Source organism: Pseudoalteromonas sp. SW0106-04, assembly GCF_001293805.1.
Lineage (GTDB): Bacteria > Pseudomonadota > Gammaproteobacteria > Enterobacterales > Alteromonadaceae > Pseudoalteromonas > Pseudoalteromonas ruthenica.
The window spans coordinates 84,670-109,450 of sequence record NZ_BCAI01000011.1 but is presented as its reverse complement, the minus strand read 5'-3'; the positions used below and the strand labels follow the sequence as shown (position 1 = coordinate 109,450).

The following is a 24,781-nucleotide window of genomic DNA, read 5'->3' as shown; positions in this document are numbered from 1 at the left end:
CGCGTTACTTAGTAACCGCTGCAACGGCATCGGCAAAGTAATCGATATTATCTTTGCTTACCCCTGCCACATTTACACGGCTAGAACCGACAATGTAGATTGAGTACTCTTTTTGTAGGCGTTCGATCTGTTCTTTGTTAATCCCTAGGAAAGAGAACATACCGTGCTGGCGTTCAATAAATGAGAAGTCCATGCCTTCGCATTTGTCGTTTAACTTATCCTTAAGCAATGAACGCAAACCATTGATACGAGAGCGCATGTCATCAAGCTCTTGGTGCCACATCGCAGTTAGCTCGTCGCTACTAAGAATAGTATTAACAATATCCGCACCGTGTGCCGGCGGCATAGAGTAAATACTGCGTACCACACTGAGCATCACTGAATTAGCAATATCAGCGGTGGCTTGATCTTTTGAGATCACCGAACAGGCACCAATACGCTCACGGTATAAGCCGAAATTTTTCGAACATGACGAACAAATGATTAGCTCATCTACCTGCGAGGCCAAATGGCGTAAACCCGCAGCATCCTCATCCAAACTCGTACCAAAACCTTGATAGGCGATATCAACCAGTACTGTAAAGCCTTGAACTTTAGCGATTTCAGCTACTTTTTGCCACTGCGCAAAATTCAAGTCCATGCCGCTTGGGTTGTGACAACATGCATGTAACAGCACCACATCACCCGCAGGCACTTGGCTGAGCGTGTTCACCATGTCATCAAATAACAAACCTTTGTTATCATAGTCATAGTAAGGGTACTCTTTCACATTCAGGCCAGCCGCTTCAAATAGGCTAATGTGGTTGGCCCATGTTGGCGTAGTCACCCACACCGTGGCTTGCTCATTACAACGCTTAATGAACTCGGCCGCCACCCGTAACGAACCCGTGCCCCCTGGAGCCTGAGCTGTACGCACACGGTCCGCTAGCAAAGCCGGGTGAGCACCGCCAAGTAGCAGTTGCTCCATTTTCTGACAATATTCCAAATTACCGGCCAGCCCAATGTATGACTTAGTGGTTTCATTGGCGAGACGAAACTCTTCAGCCTTTTTTACGGCCTTCAATACAGGGGTTTGCCCTTGCTCGTCTTTGTATACGCCAACACCTAGGTCGATTTTTTTGTCATTGGTGTCGGCTTTAAACGCAGCCATAAGCCCAAGAATTGGATCTGTCGGTAAAGGTTTTAATTGTGAGAACATGGAACTCTCTTTATTATCTCAGGTTAGGTTAGTCCTGACGGCTGGTTGGTAAGTGCTCGCTAATCTCTAAACACGCAGCTATTAGCAACGCAACCTGATCAGGGGTAAAAAACTCGTCGGTAAATGCTTCAGCATCAATAATGCCCACTACTTTACCTGTCTCGTCATAAAGCGGCAAGCAGCTTTCTGCTTTCACTTTGGGGTCACATGTATAGTATTCGCCACCGTTGGCAACATAGTCTTCCACATCATTTATCACCCGAGCAACCCCGCTGAGTGTAACCTGCACATTATTGCTGGTTGTTGCAAAGTCAGGGTTAATAGGAAAAAGAGGGCGACTAGGTGCGCCGTAATAAGCTAGCTTAAGTAGCTGTGGCTGACCTTCAATATGTTGACTTTGATAAATACCAAACCAGTCTACGCCACTTTCTTGAACAACAAAATCGACAATCGCTTGAAGCTTTCTCAACTTTGCTTCACTGCTCGGGGGCAAATGTTCGCGTAAATCGAAGGGCTGCTCTTGCAGATGACCAAATAAACTACACGCCCCACCCTCGCCCAACTCAGGAATTTGATATTGCCAACGAACATCGGCACTCGCGTTGTTAAGGTATTGCTGTAGCGCCTGTTGTTTATTCGCCACTAACTTGGGCTCAGCGCTAAGTTGTGCATTTTCTAAGTAGCTTAAAAGCATTTAGCCGTCCAAACATCTAAACATTTAGCCGGATGCTAGCACACCTTTTTATTACCGTGCAATACAAAACCGTCACTTCGACACTAAGCCAGTCATTTAAAGGTAAAAAATAGGGTTCTGAGGCAATATGAGAGGGTTAGTCGATATGGTAGCGAATGCGTATTTCATTTCCCGCTTGATTGTATTCCACATCTTCAGCCAGCTCTTTAAGTAGCTCAATACCACGGCCATAGCTTTGCTGGAGTTGGCTACCTGCTGCGGGCTCAAAAGAAAAACCAGCACCCGAGTCGGTAACGCTTAAAAGCAGTGTTCGTTGCTGTGGCTGATAACAAACTCGCAGGCATATCTCACCTTCGGTGAGTTCGCTTAGGCGTTGCTCACGCTCGCTGTAGTATTGTAAAAAGCCGTCGTCATCGGCCTTCAAAGCAGAGTCTAACCCTAAAATACCGTGCTCTAGAGCGTTGTTATAAGCCTCTGATAACAATATAAACAGTGTCGATTTGTGGGTGTTCAGCCCAGGCAAGTGGCCAACGAGGTCCATCAATTGCGCCACTGGGTCCACCGTTTTCAACTCCTCGGCACTTAACGCTACCTCAAGCTCAATGGGGAGTGGACTTATGGTGTGATTAATAGGTTGTAATGGCGCCTGAGGTTGCGGGTCGATAATAACCACGCTGTAATCGTCTTGTTGATCTTCATTATCGGTAAAATAATGCACAGCGGCAATGATGTTGTCAGTACGGATCATCGCTTGCGACGCCAAGGTGCGTAGCAAACCGCTGTAGCCAAATTGGTGCTGTTGTGCATTTTCGGCCTCAATGATGCCATCGGTGTAAACCACGATACGGCTATATTCATTGAGCGTGACATGGCGCACATCACACTCAAACTCCTCATCATCCAAAATACCCAATGCCATGTGTTTTGATTCGAGCTGACTAAGCATGTAGCCCGAATGGTCAATAAGATAACCATCAGGCAAGCCGCCCATCCAAAACGTCGCACTTTGTGCATTAGCACTAATTTCGAAAATAGTTGCAGCGCAAAACATATGTGCCGGCAACAAATCGTATAAAGCGGCATTTAACTCTCTGGCTATATCTCCTACGGCCAAGTTCTTTTCCACCATAGTGTAGAAAATACGCGCCACTGGCAGCGCCCCGGTGGCAGCGGCTAACCCATGTCCAGTGAAATCGCCTAATAGATAATATTGCGAGCCATTTGGCCCCAAGGCATTGAGAAACACGTCGCCATTAAACATAGAAGCAGGCGACAGGTGTGAGTCGACCCCCTTGGGTTTATCCTTATGTTGCAGGGCATTATTGAAAATATGCTCGACTAGTTCATGTTCACGTTCAGTTTGATTTTGATAATAGGTCAACGCGTCCGTTTGCTTTTTTGACTCGCTGACTAAATGGCGAATACGCAGATGTGCGTGTAACTTGGCTCGCAATATCTGTAAATCGAACGGTTTGGGCATAAAGTCGTCACCGCCTACGTCCAAACATCTTGCCAATGAGGGGTTATCTTCCAAAGCAGTAATAAAAATAATGGGGGTATAAACTCGTGTATTAGTGCGTTTAAGCTCCGCTGCCGTTTCATAGCCATCCATTTCGGGCATAAGAATATCCAGCAGTACCACATCAACATCGTGAGCCTGACATTGCGCTAGCGCCTGAATGCCATTTTCAGCTTCGATGACGCGATAGTGGTCACGCTCCAGCATCGCTCGCAGAATACGCCGGTTCATGGACTCATCATCAACAATGAGCACTAAGGGCAAGTCTTCGCTAAGCCCATGTGAAGGAAAGGAAATGTACTTTTCAGTCAATGGTAAATTTCTTATCGAAACGCGAAATTTGGAGAATCTTTTTTAACTGCGGGTTTGCATGGCTGATGGTAATGCCCTCTACCTGCCCCTTCAGAGCTTTATGCATATTGAGCAACATACCCAACGCTGAGCTATCCATGTAACTGGTTTCTCGCAGGTCGACTTCCACGTGCTTAGTGTCTGCGTGCACGTCTGCATAGGCTGTACGAAAATCTTGCACAAGATTAAAGTCAAACTTTTCCTTTATCACTATCACTAGTTTTTGTTTTTCCTCAACATAATGCTGTTGTAAACTCATACCCGCTCCTAAGCCACTGATAATCTACCTGTTTAAAATATAAACCTTGCCAGCCATTTCGCAATGACAACACCAAAATATGTTAGGATGACACTTTATGTTTATTAATTGGAGCAACCCATGAGCGATAATAACTTGGTTTACTCTACCGACACTGGCCGCATTCGACCTGAAAAACAAAGTGAACAGCCGGATGTTAAGCTTTTTAAAGACGGTGCACTGCGTATTGAGCGTCAAACCAAAGGACGCAAAGGCAAAGGTGTCATGCTCGTTGTGGGCATTGATCCGAGCGAGCATGATATGAAAAAGCTGGCAAAAACCCTGAAATCAAAAATGGGCCAAGGCGGCGCCGTTAAAGAGGGAGTGATTGAGATTCAGGGCGACGATCGCGACAAGCTCAAAGGTTTGCTTGAAGCTCAGGGCTTCAAGGTTAAAATTGCTGGCGGTTAAGCTCTAGTTAGGGCTATATAACGCCTGCCAGCGCGCTCTCATGGTGGCCGGATCATAGTCAATATGAGCCACCCCACAGGTTGCGAAAATGGGCATTTGCTCAGGGCAGAACTCCGCGACCATGTAACTGACGATTGGCATGTGTGCCACCACTAACCAAGTGTCTATTTCAGTATGAACTTCGGTGAGTGCTTGTAAGTAGTCAACGGCGGTTTTCGCATTAGCGCTGGGGATAATGTCATCGCACGTTTGCTCCAAGGTGAAACCTCGGCAATGTTCTTTGACACACTCGGCAGTCTGCTGAGCGCGCACATAAGGGCTTACTAACAAGCCTTGTGGATTAAACCTTTGTGCTAACCATTGGCCTACATGATCAGCTTGTTGCCGACCTCTTTGAGTCAGTTCGCGCAAGTGGTCCTGCGCTTGTAGCGCTTGAGCTTCCCCATGGCGCATGATTAAAATGGTTTTCATTGCAAAGAAATCAACTAATTAGCAAAAAAGTTTTAACCTAAAAGCTAGCCATCTTGGTTGCATGTTCGCTATAGTCTAGCTTAACCATCGATATTCGGGTAGGCACCAAGCCGTAACAGCTGGCCCTGAACGTCTTGCAACTTCTCTAGTTTCAGGAGCATTGTTTGAATATCAGCCGCAATGATAACAGACTCTACCAACCGCTGACACTGCCCAATGGTCTTAGGGTGTTGTTGGTCGAGGATCAAGACAGCCAAAAAGCCGCTGCGGCACTGACGGTGAATACCGGGCACTTTGATGATCCTTGGCACCGACAAGGATTAGCGCATTTCACAGAGCACATGTTATTTCTCGGCACCAAAGATTTCCCTGCCTCTGGAGAATTCCACGATTTTATCAGTCATCATGGTGGCAGCAGTAACGCTTGGACTGGCACCGAGCACAGTTGCTACTACTTTGATGTCGCCAACGAGCACTATCACCAAGCGTTGACACGCTTCAGCCAGCTTTTTTATGCACCGTTGTTTAACGCTGAAGAGGTCGATAAAGAACGTAACGCCATTGACGCCGAGTTTAAACTTAAAATAAAGGACGATGGCCGACGCATATACCAGGCGCACAAAGAAACGGTGAATCCAAAACACCCTTTTGCCAAGTTCTCTGTGGGCAACAGCAACACATTAAGTGATGAGCAAAACGCTATTCGCGATGATTTGCTGGCTTTCTTTAAGCAACATTATCAAGCCCAGTGGATGACATTGGTATTGAGCGGCCCTCACTCTTTGTCTGAGCTCAAGCAATGGGCTCTGGAGCTATTCACCCCCATCTCTGGCACCCAGCAACCTAAACCTGCGATCACCGAGCCATTATACCGAGAGCAGGACTTGGGGGTTGAGCTGCATATTGAGCCACACAAGCACTTACAAAAGCTCATAATTAGTTTTGCTATGCCCAGCATTGATGCCTTTTATAAACACAAAACGGTGAGCTTTTTGGCCCACTTATTAGGCTACGAAGGCCCGGGTTCCTTGCACTCACTGCTAAAAAATCAAGGATGGATCAATGCGTTATCCGCAGGTGGAGGCATTAATGGCAGTAACTTTAAAGATTTTAATATCAGCCTCGCACTCACCGATGAGGGCATTGAGTATTACCAAGACATCGTTGAAACGGTGTTCGCCTATATTGCGCTGATAAAATGTCACGACGATAAGCTGTCGCCGCTGTATCGTGACAAGCAAACGTTGTTGCAAATTGCCTTTGATAACCAAGAGCGAGTTCGCTTACTCGATTGGGTCAGCGGTATCAGCGTGAATATGCACCACTACCCCAGTGAGCATTACTTGTACGGTGACTACCTGATGACTGGCTTTGATAGTCAGCAATTTGCTGAGGTACTGCAATGGCTGACTCCCCATAATATGCGTCTGGTGCTAATTCACCCCGGCGTCGAGCCAAGTCGCTATACAAAGTGGTATAACACACCGTACCGCATCAACGCACTCGATAAAGATTGGTTAACCGCGCTGGAGAGTATTGATACGCCACTCAATACCATGTCTCTGCCAAGCACAAACCCCTACCTACAGCGTCCTTGCGTGCTTCATGAATTAGTGGCGCCAGGCAATAAACCACAAAAGCTCGCCACTCATCCAGGACTTAATTTCTGGTTTAAGCAAGATGCGACCTACCGAGTTGCTAAGGGTCACTTTTATCTCGCTTTGGACTCAGAGCTGGCGGTCAAAGACGTGCAGCACATGGCGCTGACTCGTTTATTTGCCGATCTGTTTATTGATTGTGTGGCAGAGCAATTTTACCCTGCTGAGTTGGCTGGGCTGAATTACCATATTTCATCGCATCAAGGCGGACTGACTTTACACACCGCCGGCTTGTCATCAAGCCAACTAGAACTGGTGCAGGGCCTATTGCAAGCGCTGTTTCATGCGGATATTTGCACGAAGCGCTTTGCTGAGTACAAAAAGCAGCTAGTGCGCCACTGGCAAAACAGTAACCAGAACAAGCCTGTTAGTGAGATTTTCAGCCGTATCGGCGCGCAGATTATGCCTTGGAACCCGACCCCGACGGAGCTCGCTCAGGCACTTAAAAGCACCAGTTACATGCAATTTAAACAGTTCCGCCAAGCCTTTTTCGAATCCGTGCATGTAGAGGCGTTTTTACATGGTAATTGGCGCCCTGCCGATGCCTACGATTTCTTACGTTTGGTGCAATCTCATTTGCGTACCCGCGCCAGTATCGACAGCATTAGCCGCCCACTGAACGAAATCACGCAAGTCGATACTCATCACCTAAAACTGCAATGCAGTGACAATGCCATGGTCATTTACTACCAAGCACAGACCGCAGATATAAAAGAAAAAGTATTGATGATGGTTGTTAACCACTTGATTAATCAGCCCTATTTTCATCAACTGCGTACACAGCAGCAATTAGGTTATTTGGTCGGTGCAGGCTATGCACCGTTTAATTCTCGCGCTGGACTGGCATTTTACGTGCAATCACCCAATGTCGATGCGCACACGTTACTTTCTCATCACCGCGCCTTTATCAAGCAGTATGTGCAGGGGTTCGCTGAAATTGATGAGCCTCACTGGCAACAAGCCAAGCACAGCCTCTACCGGCAAATTGCCGAAAAGGACAAAAACCTGCGCTTGCGTTCACAACGCTTCTGGTTAGCAATTAGTAACCCGGGCGTCGATTTTAGCCTGCAAAGTAACTTATTAACGACACTTGATGCTATCTCCTTGGAAGACGTACAGCACTATATGCAGCAGCTTTTTTCTCCTTCGCGGGCTCGCATGGAGTGGCTCAGTGACGGGCTTAAACAGTCGCAACAAGCCTTGGAACACGCATAATGCTTTACTCAATCAACGGCTTGAATTAACCTAGCATGATTGTAGTAAATAGAATGACAGTGTGTGTTTAGGTCAGGTTGTAGAAAAGGCTTAATAATAAGCGGATTGTTGTTTGTCAGTGGGTGCTCGTTTGCTCATGAGCAAACGCACATGCTGTTCGACTCTCCTTTACACACGGTTGTTTTATCACTACTTCTTGCCTTGCTATGCGTTATGACATTCAGTGTTATTTCGTTGCGCCGCTCACGTAAGAAATTGGCACGCTCAGAACAACACCTAAAACTGACCTTAGAAGGCAGTGGTGACATCCTCTGGGATTGGTATATAAAAACCGGTGAGGTCAAACGCGTTAATGATGAGCATGCCAATCACAGTGCAACCACACAAAGTTTTTGCATTCCCCCGAACCAAGCACTGATACACCCACAGGATTTACCTCGCGTTCAAAGTGCCTTACGCGCCCACCTTGCACAAAAAACAGCGTTTTTTGAAGCTAACTACCGATTGCTTGACCAGCAGGGACAGTGGCGATGGATGCTAGATAGAGGAAAGGTGGTAGAAAAAGACGCCCAACTACAACCGCTGCGTATGAGTGGCACAATGAAAGATATCGACGATATCAAAACCACTGAGCAGCGCTTAGACCTATTTGCTAAATGCGTTGAGAACCTCAGTGATGCGATGGCCATATATGACCATGAATTCAAGCTCGTTGATACCAATCCTGCATTCACCGAATTGTTCTCCTTATCTCAGAAAAAGCACCAAGGCTTGGCTTTTACTCTTCCGGGTTTGAATACCAAGCAAATAAGTACACTGAAGCGCCAAGTGCAACAGCACAGCCATATTCAGTGTGAAGTGTCGGTGCGCAGCCAACATGGCAAAAGATTGGCCATGGAACTGAGCGTGGACCCGGTACTTAACCAACAGGGCGAGGTAGACTACTATATTATGGTCTACTCCGATTTAAGCGAACGCAAAAAGACTGAACAAGCCCTCAATGATTTATCTAATCAAGACAGCCTCACTGGGCTTGCCAATCGTAATCAATTTTTTGTCGACCTCGACACCTTAATGAAACAAGACAGCCACCACGCCATGATGGTGATGGACTTGGATAACTTTAAAAAGATTAATGATTCGTTGGGCCATCAATTAGGCGATAAGCTGCTTATCAAATTAGCCCAGCGTTTAAGTGAGCGTAAGCGCCCGCAAGACACTTTTTATCGCCTCGGCGGCGATGAGTTTGCATTGGTGATGCGCGGCACCAACGACATTCATACTATTACCGCGATTAGTAACGACTTTTTGCAAACCATTGCCACACCATTTCGGATGATGAACCATGAACTCGCCATCACCGCCTCTATTGGCATAGTATTGAGCCCGGAGGATGGCGTATCGCCACAAATTCTATTAAAGAACGCCGATACCGCAATGTACCATGCTAAGCAACAAGGGAACCGTTACTTATTCTTTAATGATGCGATGAACCACCAAGCGGTTAAACGACTGCAAATTGAGAACTTAATGCGTTTTGGTCTCAAGCGGGATCATTTCGAGGTTTTTTACCAACCGAAGATGGATATCGCCACTGGCCAATTAGCCGGAATGGAAGCACTGGTGCGCTTTATAACCCCGAAAAAAGGGTTAATCAGTCCAGGCCAGTTCATTCCCATTGCCGAAGAAACCGGACAAATTATCGAGATTGGTGAAGTAGTATTAAAAAAAGCCTGTCGCGATGTAAAACGCTGGCGCGACGCCGAGCTATTTTCCGGGCGAGTTGCTGTAAACTTATCGGCGAAACAGTTTGCACTGCCTGATTTAACCGATCGTATCGACGCCCTACTACAGCGATATCACCTTCCCGCCAGTGCTCTTGAACTGGAAATAACCGAGGGGACCGTAATGGACAGCCCAGAGCAAGCAATCGCGATTATGCACGCCCTAGTAGGGAAAGGAATTCACCTCGCGATGGACGACTTCGGTACCGGTTATTCATCGCTGGCCTATTTAAAACGCTTCCCATTGCACACGTTGAAAATCGACCGCGCCTTTATCGTTGATATGGTTAATGAACGAGGTAAAAACATGGTCGACTCGATTATTACCATAGCGCAAAACTTAGGTCTTCATGTGGTTGCTGAGGGCGTTGAAGAAGCCAAGCAACTGCAGCAATTAAAGCAGTTAGGCTGCGAAACAATGCAGGGCTACTACTACGCCAAACCGCTTTCGGCTGAGCAATTTGAGGCGTTTTTATTGCGCGAACGCAGTAAAACGCAAGATCAGCATCACTTGTCGCTGGTGCAATAACCACAGTGTGACGCGGAATCAATGAAGGCTTAACAAGGATATTTTAGGCCGCTGTTAAAAGGACTTTAGAAATGAAAAAAGAACTCACCTTCATCGTCAAAGGGCACCATATTAGAATCATTAATTCCTGGTTCCATGGCGCCAAATTGTATGTCTACGCTAGCTCACATTCTAATAATAATTCGTGACAAAGTTAACCCGAGCACCTATCAAAAATAATTAGTAAGATGAAAGCATTTATAATTAAGTCTTCAATAAATATTAAACATAATAAAAGTCAAAATATAAAAAATAAAATTACAAACCATTCATAGCAAGGAAGAAGCATGAAATTAATTGATAATAAAAACAAAAAAGAAATAATAAAACTACTGGATGACCACCCTGACGAGGAAATTATAAATAAGTTTTCAGATTTAAATATCGACCTTAGAGAGGACATTCGTCTTTTTGAAGAAGAAACTCTCCTGCAAACCTTATTGAAGAGAGGTAGACCAAATCTGGTAATGTGTTTGATCGATAGTAATTGTTTTATAAGTTATCAACATGAGCTATTGAATACCGTTTTAGGTTCATGGGGTAATTGGGTAGAGAACAACGAGCTTAAGTTAAAAGATCTATTAGAAAAGTTGTTTGAAAGTGGTCTGTTAGAGCAATTACAACTCCCAGAAAACGCGGAAAGCTTTATTTTCGGAGGTTTTTCAAAACTTGTAGAATCCAGCCAATTCGACACTGTACAGTGGCTTCAAGAGTTAGGCCTAAACTTTGATGAATTGTCTGCAATCAGTGGTCACGATATAGCAAAACAACTCGTAGAGTGTGCCCATCAAGAAGATGACGAAGCGGTAGCCAGTTTATTCAAAAAAGGTTTAATCAGCCTAGAAAAATGGAAAAATAGAGGGCTTGCTACAGACTCAATATTAGTATCAGCAATGAGTTCCGGGCTATTCAAAACTTTACAGTTTTTATTGACTGAGATACCTTTAATCATAAACTCCCATTATATCGCATGCCTTAGTGTCAGATATGACATTCCAGAGGATCTATTACCCACATTTTTACCAAAAGAAATTCTGAAAAATAATAAGTATAAATCACTATCTTTACTTTATTCAATAGAAGAAGGTGATGGCAATGAAAAGTTACTTACCTATTTAGTGGAAAACGATCCTTCACTAATAAAAAACAATGATGACTTACCACTACCACGGGCACTTCATCGCAACTATGCCCTGTTCAAAAAAATAATTGAACTGGGTGCAGACATTAACTACGTTAATAAATTTGGCTATTCTTTACTCGACTATATTCAGCTTAATGATGATTTTGATGATGAGCATATTGAAAAAGCACGGTTCCACGGTGCTAAAACAGCCTTCGAGCTGAGTATCGATGCCCCTCTATGTCCTAAAATGTATGATATTTTAAAGTTAATTGATGGTGGGGAAAGCTGGAGCGACGGCTTCATTGCAAAACTGAGTATTCTAAATGATCGTGAAACCTCAAGATGGCACGCATTAATTGCACATTGTGTTAAAAACAAAAGCGCAACCCCTTCAAAATTGTGGCTTAAACAAGCTAAGGAAATGATCGACGATATTGGCGCAGACGAATTTTCTTCGATGATCTCATCTTTATTACCTTTGATAGAAAAACCTCGAAACAATAATTTAGCGCTTGCTGTAAATTCTAAATTTGCGGAATACATGGGCTTTGATAGTGTTATGACTAGTCGGTCCGATGAGCTTATCTATGCCTTTAGTCAATCAAATGTACTGGCTTTAAAAGGGCTACTATGGTCATCTATCTTTTCTTCAGATATTTCTATTTCGAGTCAACTTCGCAAAGTAGCTCAATCGATGTATAAAAAAGTTCATGATGTTGGTATGAGAAATGCTAAATTAGCCAACGCAGCTATGACAGCATTGACCCTGTTACCTAATGAACAAGGAATAAGTGATATTTTAATTATCTATTCAACGACTAAATACAACCCAGCCTTAAAAAATGTTCAACGGATAGTCAATAATATCGCACAAAATAAAGGCACCACAGCTGAAGCATTAGCTCAATCTTATATTTCTGATTTCGGTTTGTATGATATCGGCAAATATCAAAAGAAGCTGGGGGACAGTATTGCGGCTATTTCTTGTACACACGTAGGTAAGTGTGAATTGACTTGGCAAACCAGTGAAAAAACCCAAAAATCTGTGCCTACCAATTTGAAAACGAAATTTAAAGAAGAAATAAAAGCATTAAAAGGGCTTGTTAAAGAAATACAAAACGCCACAACTGCTCATACGCAACGTATTGAAAGCTTTTACATTAGCTCACAGAGTATCTCCTTTAGCGATTGGCAAGCACGATACATTGATGACAAACTCATTGGATTTATAGCTCGCCGCCTTATTTGGCGCTTGACCGGAAATGACGGTCAAAGCTGTGATGTGCTTTTCGTCGATAGCCAGTATATTGATTGTCACGGAAAAAAGGTTGAATTAGATAGCCAATCGGTTATCCGTTTATGGCACCCAAGCGAGGCTAACAAGGATGAGATTATTGCATGGCAAACGCTCTTGGCACATCACAAAATAACGCAACCGTTCAAGCAAGCACATCGCGAAATATATATTCTGACAGAAGCCGAAAAGCGTTCTCGCACACATAGTACGCGGTTTGAAAATCACGTCCTAAACCAACAGAAGTTTCATGCAGTTGCCACTCAACGTCGCTGGCACCAAACGCGAGGCGGCAGCTGGGACGGAGGCAGTGAAACAGAAGCTACAAAATATATTGACTGCCTACACTTAACCGTTATTTTTGATACGCAGGGCCTTGGCCAGTATGGTGACACAGATACTGGAATTCACAGCTGTGTGGGCACCGGTAAAGTTTTCTTTCGCCATCAAGATAGTGATGAACTGATAGCTTTAGAAGATGTTGATAAGACCATTTTTTCTGAAGTAATGCGTGATATTGATCTATTTGTGAGTGTTGCAAACATTTCCAATGACCCTGAGAGGGAAAATGGCGAAGCAAGTTACTGGTTCCAGCAAGGCTTTGGAGAGTTGAGTCAGATTGCAAAAACACGCAAGCAAGTATTGGCAAATATTATTGCTACACTCCCCAATAACAAGGTATTTACGCTAGAGGGAAACTTTCTATATGTTCAAGGTAAGTTGGCTAAATATAAAGTTCACTTAGGTTCATCAAATATATTAATCCAACCCCATAACCAATACTTGTGCATCTTACCCAAAATCACTAAAACCAAAGCCCACCTCCCTTTTGAAGAGGATAAGAAGCTTTTAGTTATTTTATCCAAAGCCTTATTGCTCGCTTCGGATAACAAGATAAAAGACGAAGCTATACTATCTCAGATAAATGGCTCATCACTAGTTCGGAATTAATCGAATTTAAAGTTCTACCGAAGTCAGAGAGTTAACTCTTTGTCTTCGGCTAAGGTTAAAGCACACTTATTCATTGCTTATTAATCCACTGCAAGATGCTGCTTCGTCGTTTGTGCTATTGCTTGATAACAACTTCTCTATCTACTTTATTTTACTTCATGAACTTTCTAAATACACCTTCCACTTTAAACATTGGAAAAGGTACTAACACTAAGGTCGCCAAATGATACCGCAGTGGGCAACGCTGCGCATTAATGCACGACGATAATGTACGTTAAACAGCGCTAACGCGACCGGGCCAATTAAGCCACCCGCCAGCGCCCAGCGTTTTGCTGGCATGCCTTTAAACGACGCCACAAAAAACAACAACAAAGCAAAACACACACTCACTAACAACAACATACAACCCCCACTGAATGTAGGCGCGCAGTTTAGCATTTTTACGCTCAGTTATTAACCACACCAAAGTCGTAAGTTCATCGCTCTAAGCAGTAACTATAGTGCCTTTTTAGCGCCTTTGAGCACGTCGCGGCCTAAGCCTGTGGCATAAAAAAGCGCCGGTTAAAAACCAGCGCTAAGTGTTAGGCGATTGGCAGAGCCATTACGACGGCTGCGTCGAGGGGTCATCGGTCCCCTGCTCTGCTGTATCCTGCTCGACCGTCTCCTGTGGCGCCGCGTTTTGGTCATAAAAACGCTGCCCTTTTTCAGCCATTGCCACCAAAGCGGGGGCTGGCGTGAACACTTCGTTTTGCTGGGCGTAGCTCGATAGCGTTGAGCACACATTGCTCAGCCCTAACTTATCCATGTAACTGAAAGGTCCGCCATGGAAAGGTGGGAAGCCAATACCGAAGATGGCACCAATATCGCCATCACGGGCGCTCGCAACAATGCCCTCATCCAAACAACGCGCCGCTTCGTTAAGCATTTGCATAACACAACGCTCGGCTATTTGCTCTTTGTTCAGCTTCGGAGCCGGAGTCACGCCAAGAAGTTCGTACACTGACTCGTCAGGCTTTTTGTCTTTTTTCGAGTAATCGTAGAAACCACGGCCTGATTTGCGTCCTAGTCGCTTGTTATCGATTAAGCGGCTAAACGCATCAGGGGCTTTAAAACGCTCACCCAGTTCTTTTTCCAAGATAGGCGCTATCTTAGAACCAATATCGATGCCCACTTCATCAAGTAAAGCTAATGGCCCCACTGGGAAGCCAAATTCAACCAAGGCTTTGTCGATTTTCTCAATGGGCTCACCGGCTAACAATAGGTTGGCTGCTTCGTTTACATAAGGCGCCAAGATACGGTTTACAAAGAAGCCGGCTTTATCCTTCACCACTATGGGCGTTTTGCCTTGTTTGCGGGCAAAGCTCACCGTACGGGCGATGGTCTGCTCACTGGTGCCTGCATGGGGGATAATTTCCACCAGCGGCATTTTTTCTACCGGCGAGAAGTAATGCAAGCCAATAACATTCTCTGGGCGCTGCGCTTGCTCAGCAATTTGAGCAATGGGCAGTGACGAGGTGTTACTAGCGAAAATAGTGTGTGCTTGGCCATGGCTTTCAATATCGGCAACCATTGATTGCTTCAGCTTGAGATCTTCAAATACCGCTTCAATCACCATATCTACGTGCGCAAAGCCACTGTAATCAGTGGTGCCGGTAATACGGCTCATCTGCTCTTGTAACTGCGCTTTGGAGATAATACGACGCTTGCGTTTTTTCTCTAGTAGCTTATAGCTGTAATTCATCGCCCCGCTAATGCCTTTATGGGCAACGTCTTTGACACGCACCGGCACGCCCGCTTTGATGGCACTGACATGCGTGATACCGGCGCCCATTAAGCCGCCGCCCAGCACCGCCACTTTATCGGTGCTCGGAGCATCATCGGCGCGCCACTCTTTTTTCATTTCCGTGGTAGCAAAGAAGATACCGCGCAGCGATTTCGATACATCACTCATCACCAAATCGGCAAAGCCATCGGCTTCGGTCTTGTAGGCTTTGAGGGTATCTAGCTCAACGCTGGCGCGCACTGCCTTAATAATATTATTCGGTGCGGGATAATGACCACCGGTCTTTTTGGCGACGTTTTCAGCCGCTTTTTTGAAAATCAGGTTGCGACCAAATGGATTAGACTCCAACAACGCCGATACTTTATCCAACGGCGGCTTGGTTGCACGCGCTTTGCCTTTAAGTGCGTATTTACACGCCACTTCAAGTAAAACACTGTGAGGGACACTGTCATTGACGAGGCCAGCTTTTTTCGCCTGTTTAGCGCGCACTTGCTTGCCGGTTAGCATCCACTCTAAGGCTTTCTGCAAGCCCACTAATTTAGGTAAACGCTGTGTACCGCCGCCTCCTGGGAGCAGGCCAAGCTGCACTTCAGGCAAGCCCATTTTGGTAATGTCACTGTCGCTGCACACCCGATAATCGCATGCCAAGGCAAACTCTAAGCCCCCGCCTAGGGCGGCACCATGAATAGCCGCGACGGTGGGATAAGGCAGCTTTTCCAGTTCAAAAAACGCTTCCTGACACATGGTCGATAACGCTAAGGCTTCTTCACGTGAATGAGCGTTATCGAGCATGTTGATATCGGCGCCGGCGATGAAGTTATCTGGCTTGGCGCTAGTAAATACCAAGCCTTTGACGTTATTTTCATTGGCGGTGCGAACAATGTCTTGCAGCTGCTCAGCAAAACTGGCGCGCAAGGTGTTCATTTTCTCGCCCGGCACGTCAATAGTGACGATGCCAACACGCTCATCGTTTAACTCAAAACTAAATACGGATTCTGTTGTCATTATGCGCTCTCCAATACAAAGGCCGCACCTAAACCACCGGCAGCACAGGCTGTAGTTAGGGCTAAGCCACCGCCGCGACGGTTAAGCTCATGAATACTTTGTGTAATCAAACGGGCTCCGGTAGCGGCGAAGGGGTGGCCATATGCTAGCGAGCCCCCGTTGACGTTAAATTTGTCCATGTCAATTTCACCAATGGCTTTATCACGGCCAAGCTGCTCTTTGGCAAACTTATCAGAAGCAAACATTTTCATATTAGCCAAGGTTTGCGCCGCGAAAGCCTCGTGCATTTCAATTAGGTCTAGATCGCCTAAGGTGATCCCAGCTCTATCTAGGGCAACAGGGGTCGAATGTGCCGGACCCATCAACATATCCTCGTGCACACCGATGGCACTGAAGGCATAACTGCGGATGTAACCCAAGATTTCATAGCCCATCGCTTTGGCTTTGCTTTCATTCATCAGCATCACCGCAGCCGCACCATCGGTTAATGGCGTCGAGTTCGCGGCAGTGACACTACCGTATTTGCGATCGAATACCGGCTTCAGTTTGGCATAGCCTTCAAGCTGTGAATTAGTACGAATGTTATTGTCTTGTTCAATAAATGACTTATAAGGTGGTACATGCGCAGTCATAACTTCCTGCGTCAATTTGCCCTCAGCCCAAGCTTGGCTGGCTAACGTATGCGAGCGATGCGCTAGGGCATCTTGATCAGCGCGGCTAATGCTGTGGCTTTTCGCCATTTGCTCTGCCGTTTGCCCCATAGAAAGCCCGGTTGAGTACTCGGCAACCGCCGGTGGCACTGGCATAAGATCTTTAGGACGCAACTTAGAGAAAATCTTCAAGCGCTGCGAGAGGGTCCGCGCTTTAGTTAAATCCACAAGGCTGCCTGCCAATTTCTTGCTTACACCAATAGGCAAGACAGAAGAAGAGTCTGCACCGCCAGCAATACCCACTTGGGTATGACCCGCCATAATTGATTCAGCGACATTAGCAATCGCTTGGAAGCTAGTCGCACAAGCCCGTGATACCGAGTAAGCATCAACATTGACTGGCATGCCAGTGCCCAAGACAATTTCACGGGCAATATTCGGTGCTTCCGGCATTTGCACGACTTGGCCAAACACCAACTGATCAATTTCTTTGCGATCAAAGTCCAAGCGCTCAAGCATTTCGTTGACGACCAGCTTGCCTAAATCGAGTGCTGGGACGTGGTGAAAGGCGGTAGCTTGTTTTGCAAAAGGCGTACGCAGGCCGCTAACAATGGCGATGCGCTCCCCGTTGCGTGTTGTTAATTTTGTTTGCTCAGACATAAAATGCTTCTCCTGCTGACAGGTCTGACCTGTTAATATTTCCTCGATTCTAAAACAACCCAAAGCGCAATGCCAATAGTGACGCTAAAATTCCTGCGCCAGCTACAACAATAGTTAAGAACTGGGTACGATGAAAATAAAAACAAGACTTTAAAACTATGTAATTGTGAGTAAAATCAATCGAACTTTTTAAACAGTGCAGTGCCTAAAGGGCGTTGCGCCAACCTAGGGCTGGGTTCCCCACCATTTAGGTTGCTCTGTTTCATTTATGCCGGCAAGGATACGTACACTTATGGCAGTTGCTAAGTTTGCACAATTAAAAACCTACCTCGATAGCGAAATTATCGGCCAACCCCATTTGACTCAAGCATTATTAATTGCTGTTCTCGCTGATGGTCACTTATTGGTGGAAGGGCCACCTGGGCTTGCCAAAACGCGGGCTGTTAATGCGCTGGCCAAAGGGTTGGAGGGGAGTTTTCAACGCATTCAGTTCACCCCTGATCTACTGCCCTCAGATGTTACTGGAACCGATATCTATCGTCAGCAAACCAGCGAATTTGTATTTGAGCCAGGCCCGCTTTTCCATAACTTAGTGTTAGCCGACGAAATAAACCGGGCACCAGCAAAAGTGCAATCGGCATTATTAGAAGCCATGGCAGAGCGGCAAATTACCGTGGGTAAAAACACCTATCCGCTAGAGCAGCTGTTTATGGTAATGGCGACGCAAAATCCGCTAGAGCAAGAAGGCACCTACCCACTGCCCGAAGCTCAGCTTGACCGGTTCCTACTACACCTTAATATTGACTACCCCGATGCGGACTCCGAGCTCGCCATTTTACGGCTGACGCGCGGCGAAGCACTTGAGGGGGAACACGCCCGTATTGAGCCGCTCACCCAGGCGGATTTATTTGCCGCGCGCAAGGAAGTATTAGCCTTGCACTTAGCCGAGCCGTTGGAGCAGTACCTAGTGCAACTCATTATGGCGACTCGCGATGGCAAGCAACTGGATGACCAGCTTGCTAGCTGGCTAGAATATGGTGCCAGCCCCCGTGCCACCATAGCCCTTGACCGTGCTGCGCGGGCCCATGCTTGGCTAGAGGGTCGTGACTTTGTCAGCCCCGAAGATATTCAAGCGGTGTTCCATAACGTGCTGCGCCATCGCATCATTTTAAGTTATGAAGCGCAAGCCGATGGCATCACCAAAGACCAAGTGCTGCAGCACATTCTTGAGCGAGTGGCTGTGCCCTAATGAACAATCAGGCCCCCACTCACTCAGTGGCGTACTGGCTTGAAAAGCTGCACAGCAATGGTCATAGCCTGTCACTGAAAGAGCTGACATATTATAAAAGCAAAACCCAGCTGTTGGATTTGGCGGTGCAAAAGCGTTTACGCAGCCCGCTAAGTGGTCAGTATCTGGCGCCGCACAAAGGCCGTGGTATGGAGTTTGCTGAGGTGCGCCATTACCAACAAGGCGATGATGTGCGCAGTATCGACTGGCGTGTCACCGCTCGTACTGGCGAAGCGCACACCAAGCTTTTTCAAGAGGAAAAAGAACGCCCTGTGTTGCTAATGGTCGATCTTAGCTCGTCGATGCAGTTTGGCTCACAGTTTGTATTCAAATCGGTGCAAGCCGCTCATGTGGCTGCGCTGGTGGCTTGGTCGGCGTGTAAACGCGGCGATAAACTTGGCGCCTTGGTATTTAACGAACAGCAGCACCATGAGTTTCGCCCACAAAGCCGTGATAAAGCGGTATTGAGGGTACTTCATGCAATGCAAGACATGCAGCATGCAGACATTGGCGAGCAGGTACACGTGGGGAACCTGCTCAGCCAGTTGCAACGCATGAACCAATTAGCCAAGCCAGGCAGTGTGGTGTATTTGCTCAGTGACTTTGTTGAGCTCAACGATGAATACGGCGATGCCATAGAACGTCAACTGCAGCACCTGGCACGCCATTGTGAAGTGGTGGCCGGTGTCATTAGTGACCCGTTCGAGCGCCAACTGCCACAATTCAATGACACCATCAACGTTGACACCGGCCGGGGTAAAATAAGTTTGGCCCTGGATGATGCCCACTTTCGACGCCGCTATCACCGCCAAGCACAGCAATTTGACTCGCAGCGCTTACAGCGTTTATCTCGCCATTGCCACTCACTGGTGGAGATTTCCGCTGCCAGTGCCCTTGAGCAACAATTTTCGCTTCGGAGTGCATAAATGCAAGGCAATCCCCTTTCTCAATTAGACGATGTCATGGTCCCTGAGCAGGTAAGTGCTTGGCCGCCAGGTCCCGCATGGTGGGTTATCGCAGCTGTGCTGTTGATTGCTGCGGTATTGGCGATGGCCCTGTATGTGCGTCAACGCCGCCATAACCGCGCCAAACGCGAAGCACTGCGCTTGGCGCAGAGCCAAGATGCCGCCCGTTTGCATCAACTGCTCAAACGGTTAGGCAAACATTACTATGGTACGCGTGTAGCGGCGCTCAGTGCCGAGCGCTGGAGCCAAGTATTGACTCTATTAAGTGATATTGATTTTAACGCCCGGGAGTTGCAGCAGTTATATCAGCCTAGAGCAGTCAGCGATGAGCTAAAAAACAAGCTGCACCAAGCCATAAAGCAATTTAAAACCAAGGAGCGCATCGATGTTTGAATTTGCTTGGCCCTGGGCTTTTGCCCTGCTGCCTTTGCCTTGGCTTATTGCGCTCATCGTTGGCAAACAAAAACACCATAGCACCTTGATGCTGCGCATCCACGCATTGGCACACATGGGAATGACCAATACCAAGGTCACGCCCAGCCGCAAGTGGCCACACTGGTTACTCGCAATTGTCTGGGCGCTTGTTGTAGCCAGCGCTGCCAATCCGGTGTTTCGTGGTGAACCCATCACCCTCTCAGAGCCAGGCCGTGACATTATGCTGGCGGTGGACTTATCTGGGTCAATGCGTGAGCAAGATATGGCTTATCAAGGGCGATTCGTCGACCGCCTTAGTGTCGTTAAAGCGGTGCTCAGTGAGTTTATTAGCCAACGCCGTGGCGATCAGCTAGGACTTATTTTATTTGCTGACACCGCGTTTTTACAAACGCCACTAACACGCGACGTTGACACTGTGGCGCAAATGCTCGAAGAATCACAAATTGGTTTAGTAGGACGTGCCACCGCCATTGGTGATGCCCTTGGACTGTCGGTAAAGCGTTTTAATGAAAAGTCACAATCAAACAAGGTAGTGATCTTACTCACTGATGGCCAAAACACCGCTGGTAACCTGAAACCCGAAGAGGCGCTTATTTTGGCCAAAGACGCTGGCGTCAAAGTCTATACCGTGGGTGTCGGCGCAGATGGCCGCAACCAAGGCGGGTTATTCTCTATGCTTGGCAGCTCTGGGGCCATGCTCGACGAATCGCTGCTAAAAACCATTGCAAAGCAGACCGGCGGTCAGTATTTTCGCGCCACAGACACCCAAAGTTTGGCCAATATTTATAAAGAACTGGATGCGCTCGAGCCACAAGCTGAGCAAGAGCAAACATTCCGCCCAGTGGATGCCCTGTTTTACCTGCCCCTAAGCGGCGCTTTATTGATGTTATTTTTGGCTGCTTTATGGCGACAACTGAAGCAGCAAGCTGTAGTAGGTGATGCATGACCGAGTTTACGTTTATTCGCCCCGATGCATTGTGGTTGCTGATAGTGGTGGCTTTGTACATGCTCTGGCGACTCACTGGGAGCAAACGCCAACCTAGCAATAGCCAGCTTATTGCCCCGCACTTGGCGACACAGGTCCTGAGTCAAGGCCAGCAAAAGCGTGCACCTAGTCATATATTAAGTACTTTGCTTATGGCTTTGATGGTAGTGGCGATTGCCGGCCCAAGCTTTAGCAAAAAAGAGGTGCCAGTCTATCAAAGCAAAATGGCCCGGGTGTTAGTCATGGATATGTCGCGCTCTATGTATAGCACCGACATCGCGCCAAGCCGCCTGCAACAAGCACGCTATAAAGCTCTGGATATGGTGGATTTGTTCACCGAAGGTGAAACTGCGCTGATTGCTTACGCCAATGATGCCTATACAATTTCGCCCTTAACCTCAGATAGTCAGACGTTGACCAATCTGATTCCCAGTCTCAGCCCAGATATTATGCCCGGACAGGGCAGTAATGTGCTTGCTGGGCTGACACAGGCACAAGAGTTACTCAGCCAAGCAGGCTATGCACGTGGCGATGTGATCTTACTGAGCGATGGCATAGATGCCGATGAAGAAGCGGATGTCCGTGATTGGCTCGCCAGTCATGACTACCGCTTACATATCTATGCCATAGGCACTGCCGAGGGTGCTCCGATTAACTTGCCAGATGGGGGTTTTCTTAAAGATCAGTACGGGCAAATCGTTATCCCCACCACCGACTTTTCACGACTCCAGCGCTTGGCCCAAGCCGGCAACGGAAAACTATTACGCTATCAAGCAAGTGCGGCAAACCTCAGGGTACTGCAGAGCACCGAGCAACAGCAGCAAGAATTGCAACAGGACAATAAGCAGACCTTATGGCGTATTGATGCGGGGATCTATTTGACCTTGCTCATCGTGCCGTTAATGTTGTGGCTGATGGGCCGTCGTGCTTTAGTGCTGTGCGCCTTTATGGTGCTACTACCACAACCTAAGGCCTATGCGGCGCAGTGGCAGAGCTGGTTTAACAACGAGCAGCAAAACGCCCTATCTGCTTATCAGAACGAGGCCTATGATCAGGCCAGCCAAACTGAAAACCCGCTGATAGCCGGAGCAGCAAAGTATCAACAACAGGATTACCAAGGCGCTCTTGATGCCTTTGCCTCAGACAATTCAGCGCAAGGGCTGTACAACCAAGGCAACGCCCTAGCGCAATTAGGGCAACTGGATGAGGCGATTGAGCGTTATCAGCAAGCGCTGGAAAAAAATCCTGAGCTCGAATCGGCTGCACGGAACAAAGCATTAGTGGAACAAATGCGCCAACAACAGCAACAGGATTCACAACAAGGAAATAGCGAGCAAGACTCCTCGCAAGATGAGCAGCAAACAGAGCAAGACAACAATAATCAGCAGCAAGGTCAGCAACAACAGTCACAACAAGGGCAACAACAAAGCGCAGGTCAGCGTAACGACGCAAACAACAATGACCCGCAAAACAGTGCCCAAGCAAACGATGAATCGAGTGGGCAACAACCCTCCGAGTCTGAGTCTAAACAAAGCGACAGTGAACAGTCGCAACAACAGCAACGCCAAAATGGCGAGCAGCAACAAGGTGATAAAGCGCAAAGTGCTGAACAACAGCAACAAGCTCAGCAAATGCAGAAACAGCAAGGTGATCAGCCTGGCACAGAGCAACAACTGGCGGCTCAAGCCAGTGAGCTGACGCCTGAGGAGCGCGAGCGCGCCCAACAGTTGAATCAGCTGCTACGTAAGATCCCTGATGATCCTGAAATTCTGCTGCGCAATAAAATGCAACTTGAATCAAGAAAAAGACAACGTTATCGCCGCTTACCACAAGGAGTTGAAAAATCATGGTAAGAACCGCCTTCATCATCGCACTCACCTGCTTAGCAATGCCCGTTTTGGCGCTCACTAAGCTTACCGCCAGTGTCGATAAAAACCCTGTGCTTGCCGGTGAGTATTTCGCTATAACCATCAAAGCCGATGATACGGTCAACAACAGCCAACCCGATACTCAAGCGCTGCTCGATGACTTTGTGGTTGGCCCTATGTCTCGTAGTAACCAAACACGTATTATCAATGGTGCCGTAAGCCGACAATCTACATGGCAAATCGAGCTGATGGCACGTGAAGCGGGTAATTATGAAATCCCGGCGTTTACCATTAATGGCGTGAGCTCAGAGCCCTTTACCCTAAAAGTGGTTAACAACGCCAACAGCAGTCTTGACGATAGCACCGCCTTTATTAAAACCGAGCTCACCCCGCAGTCACTGTATGTGCAGCAAGCCGGGGTTTATACCGTTAAACTTTACTTAGGTGTTGATTTAATTGATGGTTCACTGGCCGCGCCGAGTATGGAAAACGCCAATATTACGCAAATGGGCAAACAGCGGGAGAGCCAGGAAGTCATTGATGGGCGGCGCTACCTGGTGATCCAACGCGACTACTTAGTACAACCACAAAAAAGTGGTACCTTTGAGTTACAAGCACCACGGTTAAACGGCAAAGTGCGTAAAAACTACCGCGCTATGGCAGTTAGTGCCAGTGCCACAAATACATTGGTTGATGTGAAGCCCATGCCCGAGGGCATTAATGACACGTGGCTGCCAAGTGAGTTGGTGGATTTAAGTGAACAGTGGCAAGGCGCTGATGAACAAGTGCAGGTAGGCACCCCCATCACTCGTACGCTTACACTGACGGCTTTGAATACCACCAAAGAGCAACTGCCGGATTTAACCAGCCCAGACCTGGAAAACGTGCGCAGCTACCCCGATCAATCCGAGCGCACGCATCTTATTCGCGATGGTCGTATTATTGCTCAAACCACCACATCCATTGCCTATGTGCCACAACAGCCTGGCACCTATACGCTGCCAGCAATCGAGGTGCCTTGGTTTAATACCGTTACAGGACGAGCGCAGATAGCCAAAGTAGCAGAAAAAACCATTACCGTGGTCGGCGAGGCCAGTACCACGGCCGCCCCCTCCCCTAGTGATGCTACGCAAACCACGGCAATTGACGATGTTAGCGCGCCACCCGCGCACGCTGATGTAAGCTTGCTATGGGCGATACCAGGTTATGTGCTGTGGCTCCTGACTATGGCAGCGTGGTGGTGGCAACATCAACGTACTCAACCTCTAACACCAACCAGCACCAAACCGCAGCCTAAAACAGCAAAGGGTAATTTGCAGGCTGTGCAGCGCGCGCTTAAAGCGCAAAACCCGCAGGAGCTCTATCGCGCCTTAGATGCGCATGCCAAAGCGAACAAAAGCTCACTTCACCAATGGCAAAGCCACTGGCCTGAAGATGCCCGCCAAGAACTTACCAAGTTGCGCCAGCAACTCTATAGCCATGACGAGACCGTGGTTGACTACTCTTTGATTGCTCAGGGTATTAACACACCCGTGAGCATGCAGCAAAAGCAACAAACTGAACTAGACTCCTTGTATTGAGGCATTAGTTCGCTTAACTGCGAG

General features: G+C 47.2%; 18 protein-coding genes. 10 read left to right on the top strand and 8 right to left on the bottom strand.

The window, feature by feature from the left end:
- Positions 1-4: 4 nt before the first annotated feature.
- The 4 genes from W04_RS13340 to W04_RS13325 form a co-directional block, all read right to left on the bottom strand.
- The gene (locus W04_RS13340) at positions 5-1,198 is read right to left on the bottom strand and encodes an amino acid aminotransferase (protein ID WP_053911164.1); all 1,194 of its coding nucleotides are present in this window, start codon (positions 1,196-1,198) and stop codon (positions 5-7) included.
- Positions 1,199-1,226: 28 nt separating this feature from the next.
- Positions 1,227-1,892 carry a GAF domain-containing protein gene (locus W04_RS13335; protein ID WP_053911163.1) on the bottom strand — a complete coding sequence of 222 codons (666 nt, stop codon included), beginning with the start codon at positions 1,890-1,892 and terminating at the stop codon, positions 1,227-1,229.
- Between the two features lie 136 nt (positions 1,893-2,028).
- Positions 2,029-3,723: a fused response regulator/phosphatase gene (locus W04_RS13330; RefSeq protein WP_231658153.1), complete on the bottom strand. Its 1,695-nt coding sequence runs from the start codon at positions 3,721-3,723 to the stop codon at positions 2,029-2,031.
- Positions 3,716-4,021, bottom strand: coding sequence for an STAS domain-containing protein (locus W04_RS13325; RefSeq protein WP_022944742.1), 306 nt, complete (start codon positions 4,019-4,021; stop codon positions 3,716-3,718). Before W04_RS13325 ends, W04_RS13330 begins: the two co-directional genes overlap by 8 nt.
- Before the next feature lie 120 nt (positions 4,022-4,141).
- Here W04_RS13325 and W04_RS13320 point away from each other — a divergent pair, with 120 nt between their 5' ends.
- Positions 4,142-4,471 (top strand): translation initiation factor, encoded by a 330-nt coding sequence (locus W04_RS13320; protein WP_053911162.1) that lies wholly within the window; start codon positions 4,142-4,144, stop codon positions 4,469-4,471.
- 3 nt (positions 4,472-4,474) lie between these two features.
- Here the strand turns inward: W04_RS13320 and sixA are convergent, their stop codons facing one another.
- The gene (sixA, locus tag W04_RS13315) at positions 4,475-4,942 is read right to left on the bottom strand and encodes a phosphohistidine phosphatase SixA (RefSeq protein WP_022944744.1); all 468 of its coding nucleotides are present in this window, start codon (positions 4,940-4,942) and stop codon (positions 4,475-4,477) included.
- Positions 4,943-5,106: 164 nt separating this feature from the next.
- Here sixA and W04_RS13310 point away from each other — a divergent pair, with 164 nt between their 5' ends.
- From W04_RS13310 to W04_RS13300, 3 genes are all read left to right on the top strand, one after another.
- A complete protein-coding gene (locus tag W04_RS13310; RefSeq protein WP_053911161.1) occupies positions 5,107-7,815 on the top strand; it encodes an insulinase family protein in 2,709 nt (902 codons plus the stop codon).
- Positions 7,816-7,965: 150 nt separating this feature from the next.
- Positions 7,966-10,128, top strand: coding sequence for a bifunctional diguanylate cyclase/phosphodiesterase (locus tag W04_RS13305; protein ID WP_082342238.1), 2,163 nt, complete (start codon positions 7,966-7,968; stop codon positions 10,126-10,128).
- A 326-nt stretch (positions 10,129-10,454) separates the two neighbouring features.
- Positions 10,455-13,538 (top strand): DUF4132 domain-containing protein, encoded by a 3,084-nt coding sequence (locus W04_RS13300; protein ID WP_053911160.1) that lies wholly within the window; start codon positions 10,455-10,457, stop codon positions 13,536-13,538.
- A gap of 210 nt (positions 13,539-13,748) precedes the next feature.
- On the opposite strand, the gene W04_RS13295 is transcribed toward W04_RS13300, so the two are convergent.
- The 3 genes from W04_RS13295 to fadI all read right to left on the bottom strand — a co-directional run bounded on the left by W04_RS13295 (position 13,749) and on the right by fadI (position 17,636).
- On the bottom strand, positions 13,749-13,940 hold the full coding sequence (locus W04_RS13295; RefSeq protein ID WP_022944749.1) for a hypothetical protein: 192 nt from the start codon (positions 13,938-13,940) through the stop codon (positions 13,749-13,751).
- Positions 13,941-14,139: 199 nt separating this feature from the next.
- Positions 14,140-16,326 carry a fatty acid oxidation complex subunit alpha FadJ gene (gene fadJ, locus W04_RS13290; protein ID WP_053911159.1) on the bottom strand — a complete coding sequence of 729 codons (2,187 nt, stop codon included), beginning with the start codon at positions 16,324-16,326 and terminating at the stop codon, positions 14,140-14,142.
- Positions 16,326-17,636: an acetyl-CoA C-acyltransferase FadI gene (fadI, locus tag W04_RS13285; RefSeq protein WP_022944751.1), complete on the bottom strand. Its 1,311-nt coding sequence runs from the start codon at positions 17,634-17,636 to the stop codon at positions 16,326-16,328. Before fadI ends, fadJ begins: the two co-directional genes overlap by 1 nt.
- 292 nt (positions 17,637-17,928) lie before the next feature.
- Here fadI and W04_RS13280 point away from each other — a divergent pair, with 292 nt between their 5' ends.
- Genes W04_RS13280 through W04_RS13255 form a run of 6 tightly spaced genes read left to right on the top strand, consistent with a single transcriptional unit; the run spans position 17,929 to position 24,757 of the window.
- Positions 17,929-18,885: a MoxR family ATPase gene (locus tag W04_RS13280; protein ID WP_022944752.1), complete on the top strand. Its 957-nt coding sequence runs from the start codon at positions 17,929-17,931 to the stop codon at positions 18,883-18,885.
- Positions 18,885-19,850 (top strand): DUF58 domain-containing protein, encoded by a 966-nt coding sequence (locus tag W04_RS13275; RefSeq protein ID WP_053911158.1) that lies wholly within the window; start codon positions 18,885-18,887, stop codon positions 19,848-19,850. Before W04_RS13280 ends, W04_RS13275 begins: the two co-directional genes overlap by 1 nt.
- Positions 19,851-20,282, top strand: a complete 432-nt coding sequence (locus W04_RS13270) for a DUF4381 domain-containing protein (protein WP_053911157.1) — start codon at positions 19,851-19,853, stop codon at positions 20,280-20,282.
- On the top strand, positions 20,275-21,270 hold the full coding sequence (locus tag W04_RS13265) for a VWA domain-containing protein (protein ID WP_053911156.1): 996 nt from the start codon (positions 20,275-20,277) through the stop codon (positions 21,268-21,270). The genes W04_RS13270 and W04_RS13265 overlap by 8 nt, the downstream gene beginning before the upstream one ends.
- Entirely contained in the window at positions 21,267-23,162 is a 1,896-nt protein-coding gene (locus W04_RS13260) for a VWA domain-containing protein (RefSeq protein ID WP_053911155.1), read from the top strand. The genes W04_RS13265 and W04_RS13260 overlap by 4 nt, the downstream gene beginning before the upstream one ends.
- On the top strand, positions 23,156-24,757 hold the full coding sequence (locus W04_RS13255) for a BatD family protein (RefSeq protein WP_053911154.1): 1,602 nt from the start codon (positions 23,156-23,158) through the stop codon (positions 24,755-24,757). The genes W04_RS13260 and W04_RS13255 overlap by 7 nt, the downstream gene beginning before the upstream one ends.
- The last annotated feature ends 24 nt before the right edge of the window (positions 24,758-24,781 follow it).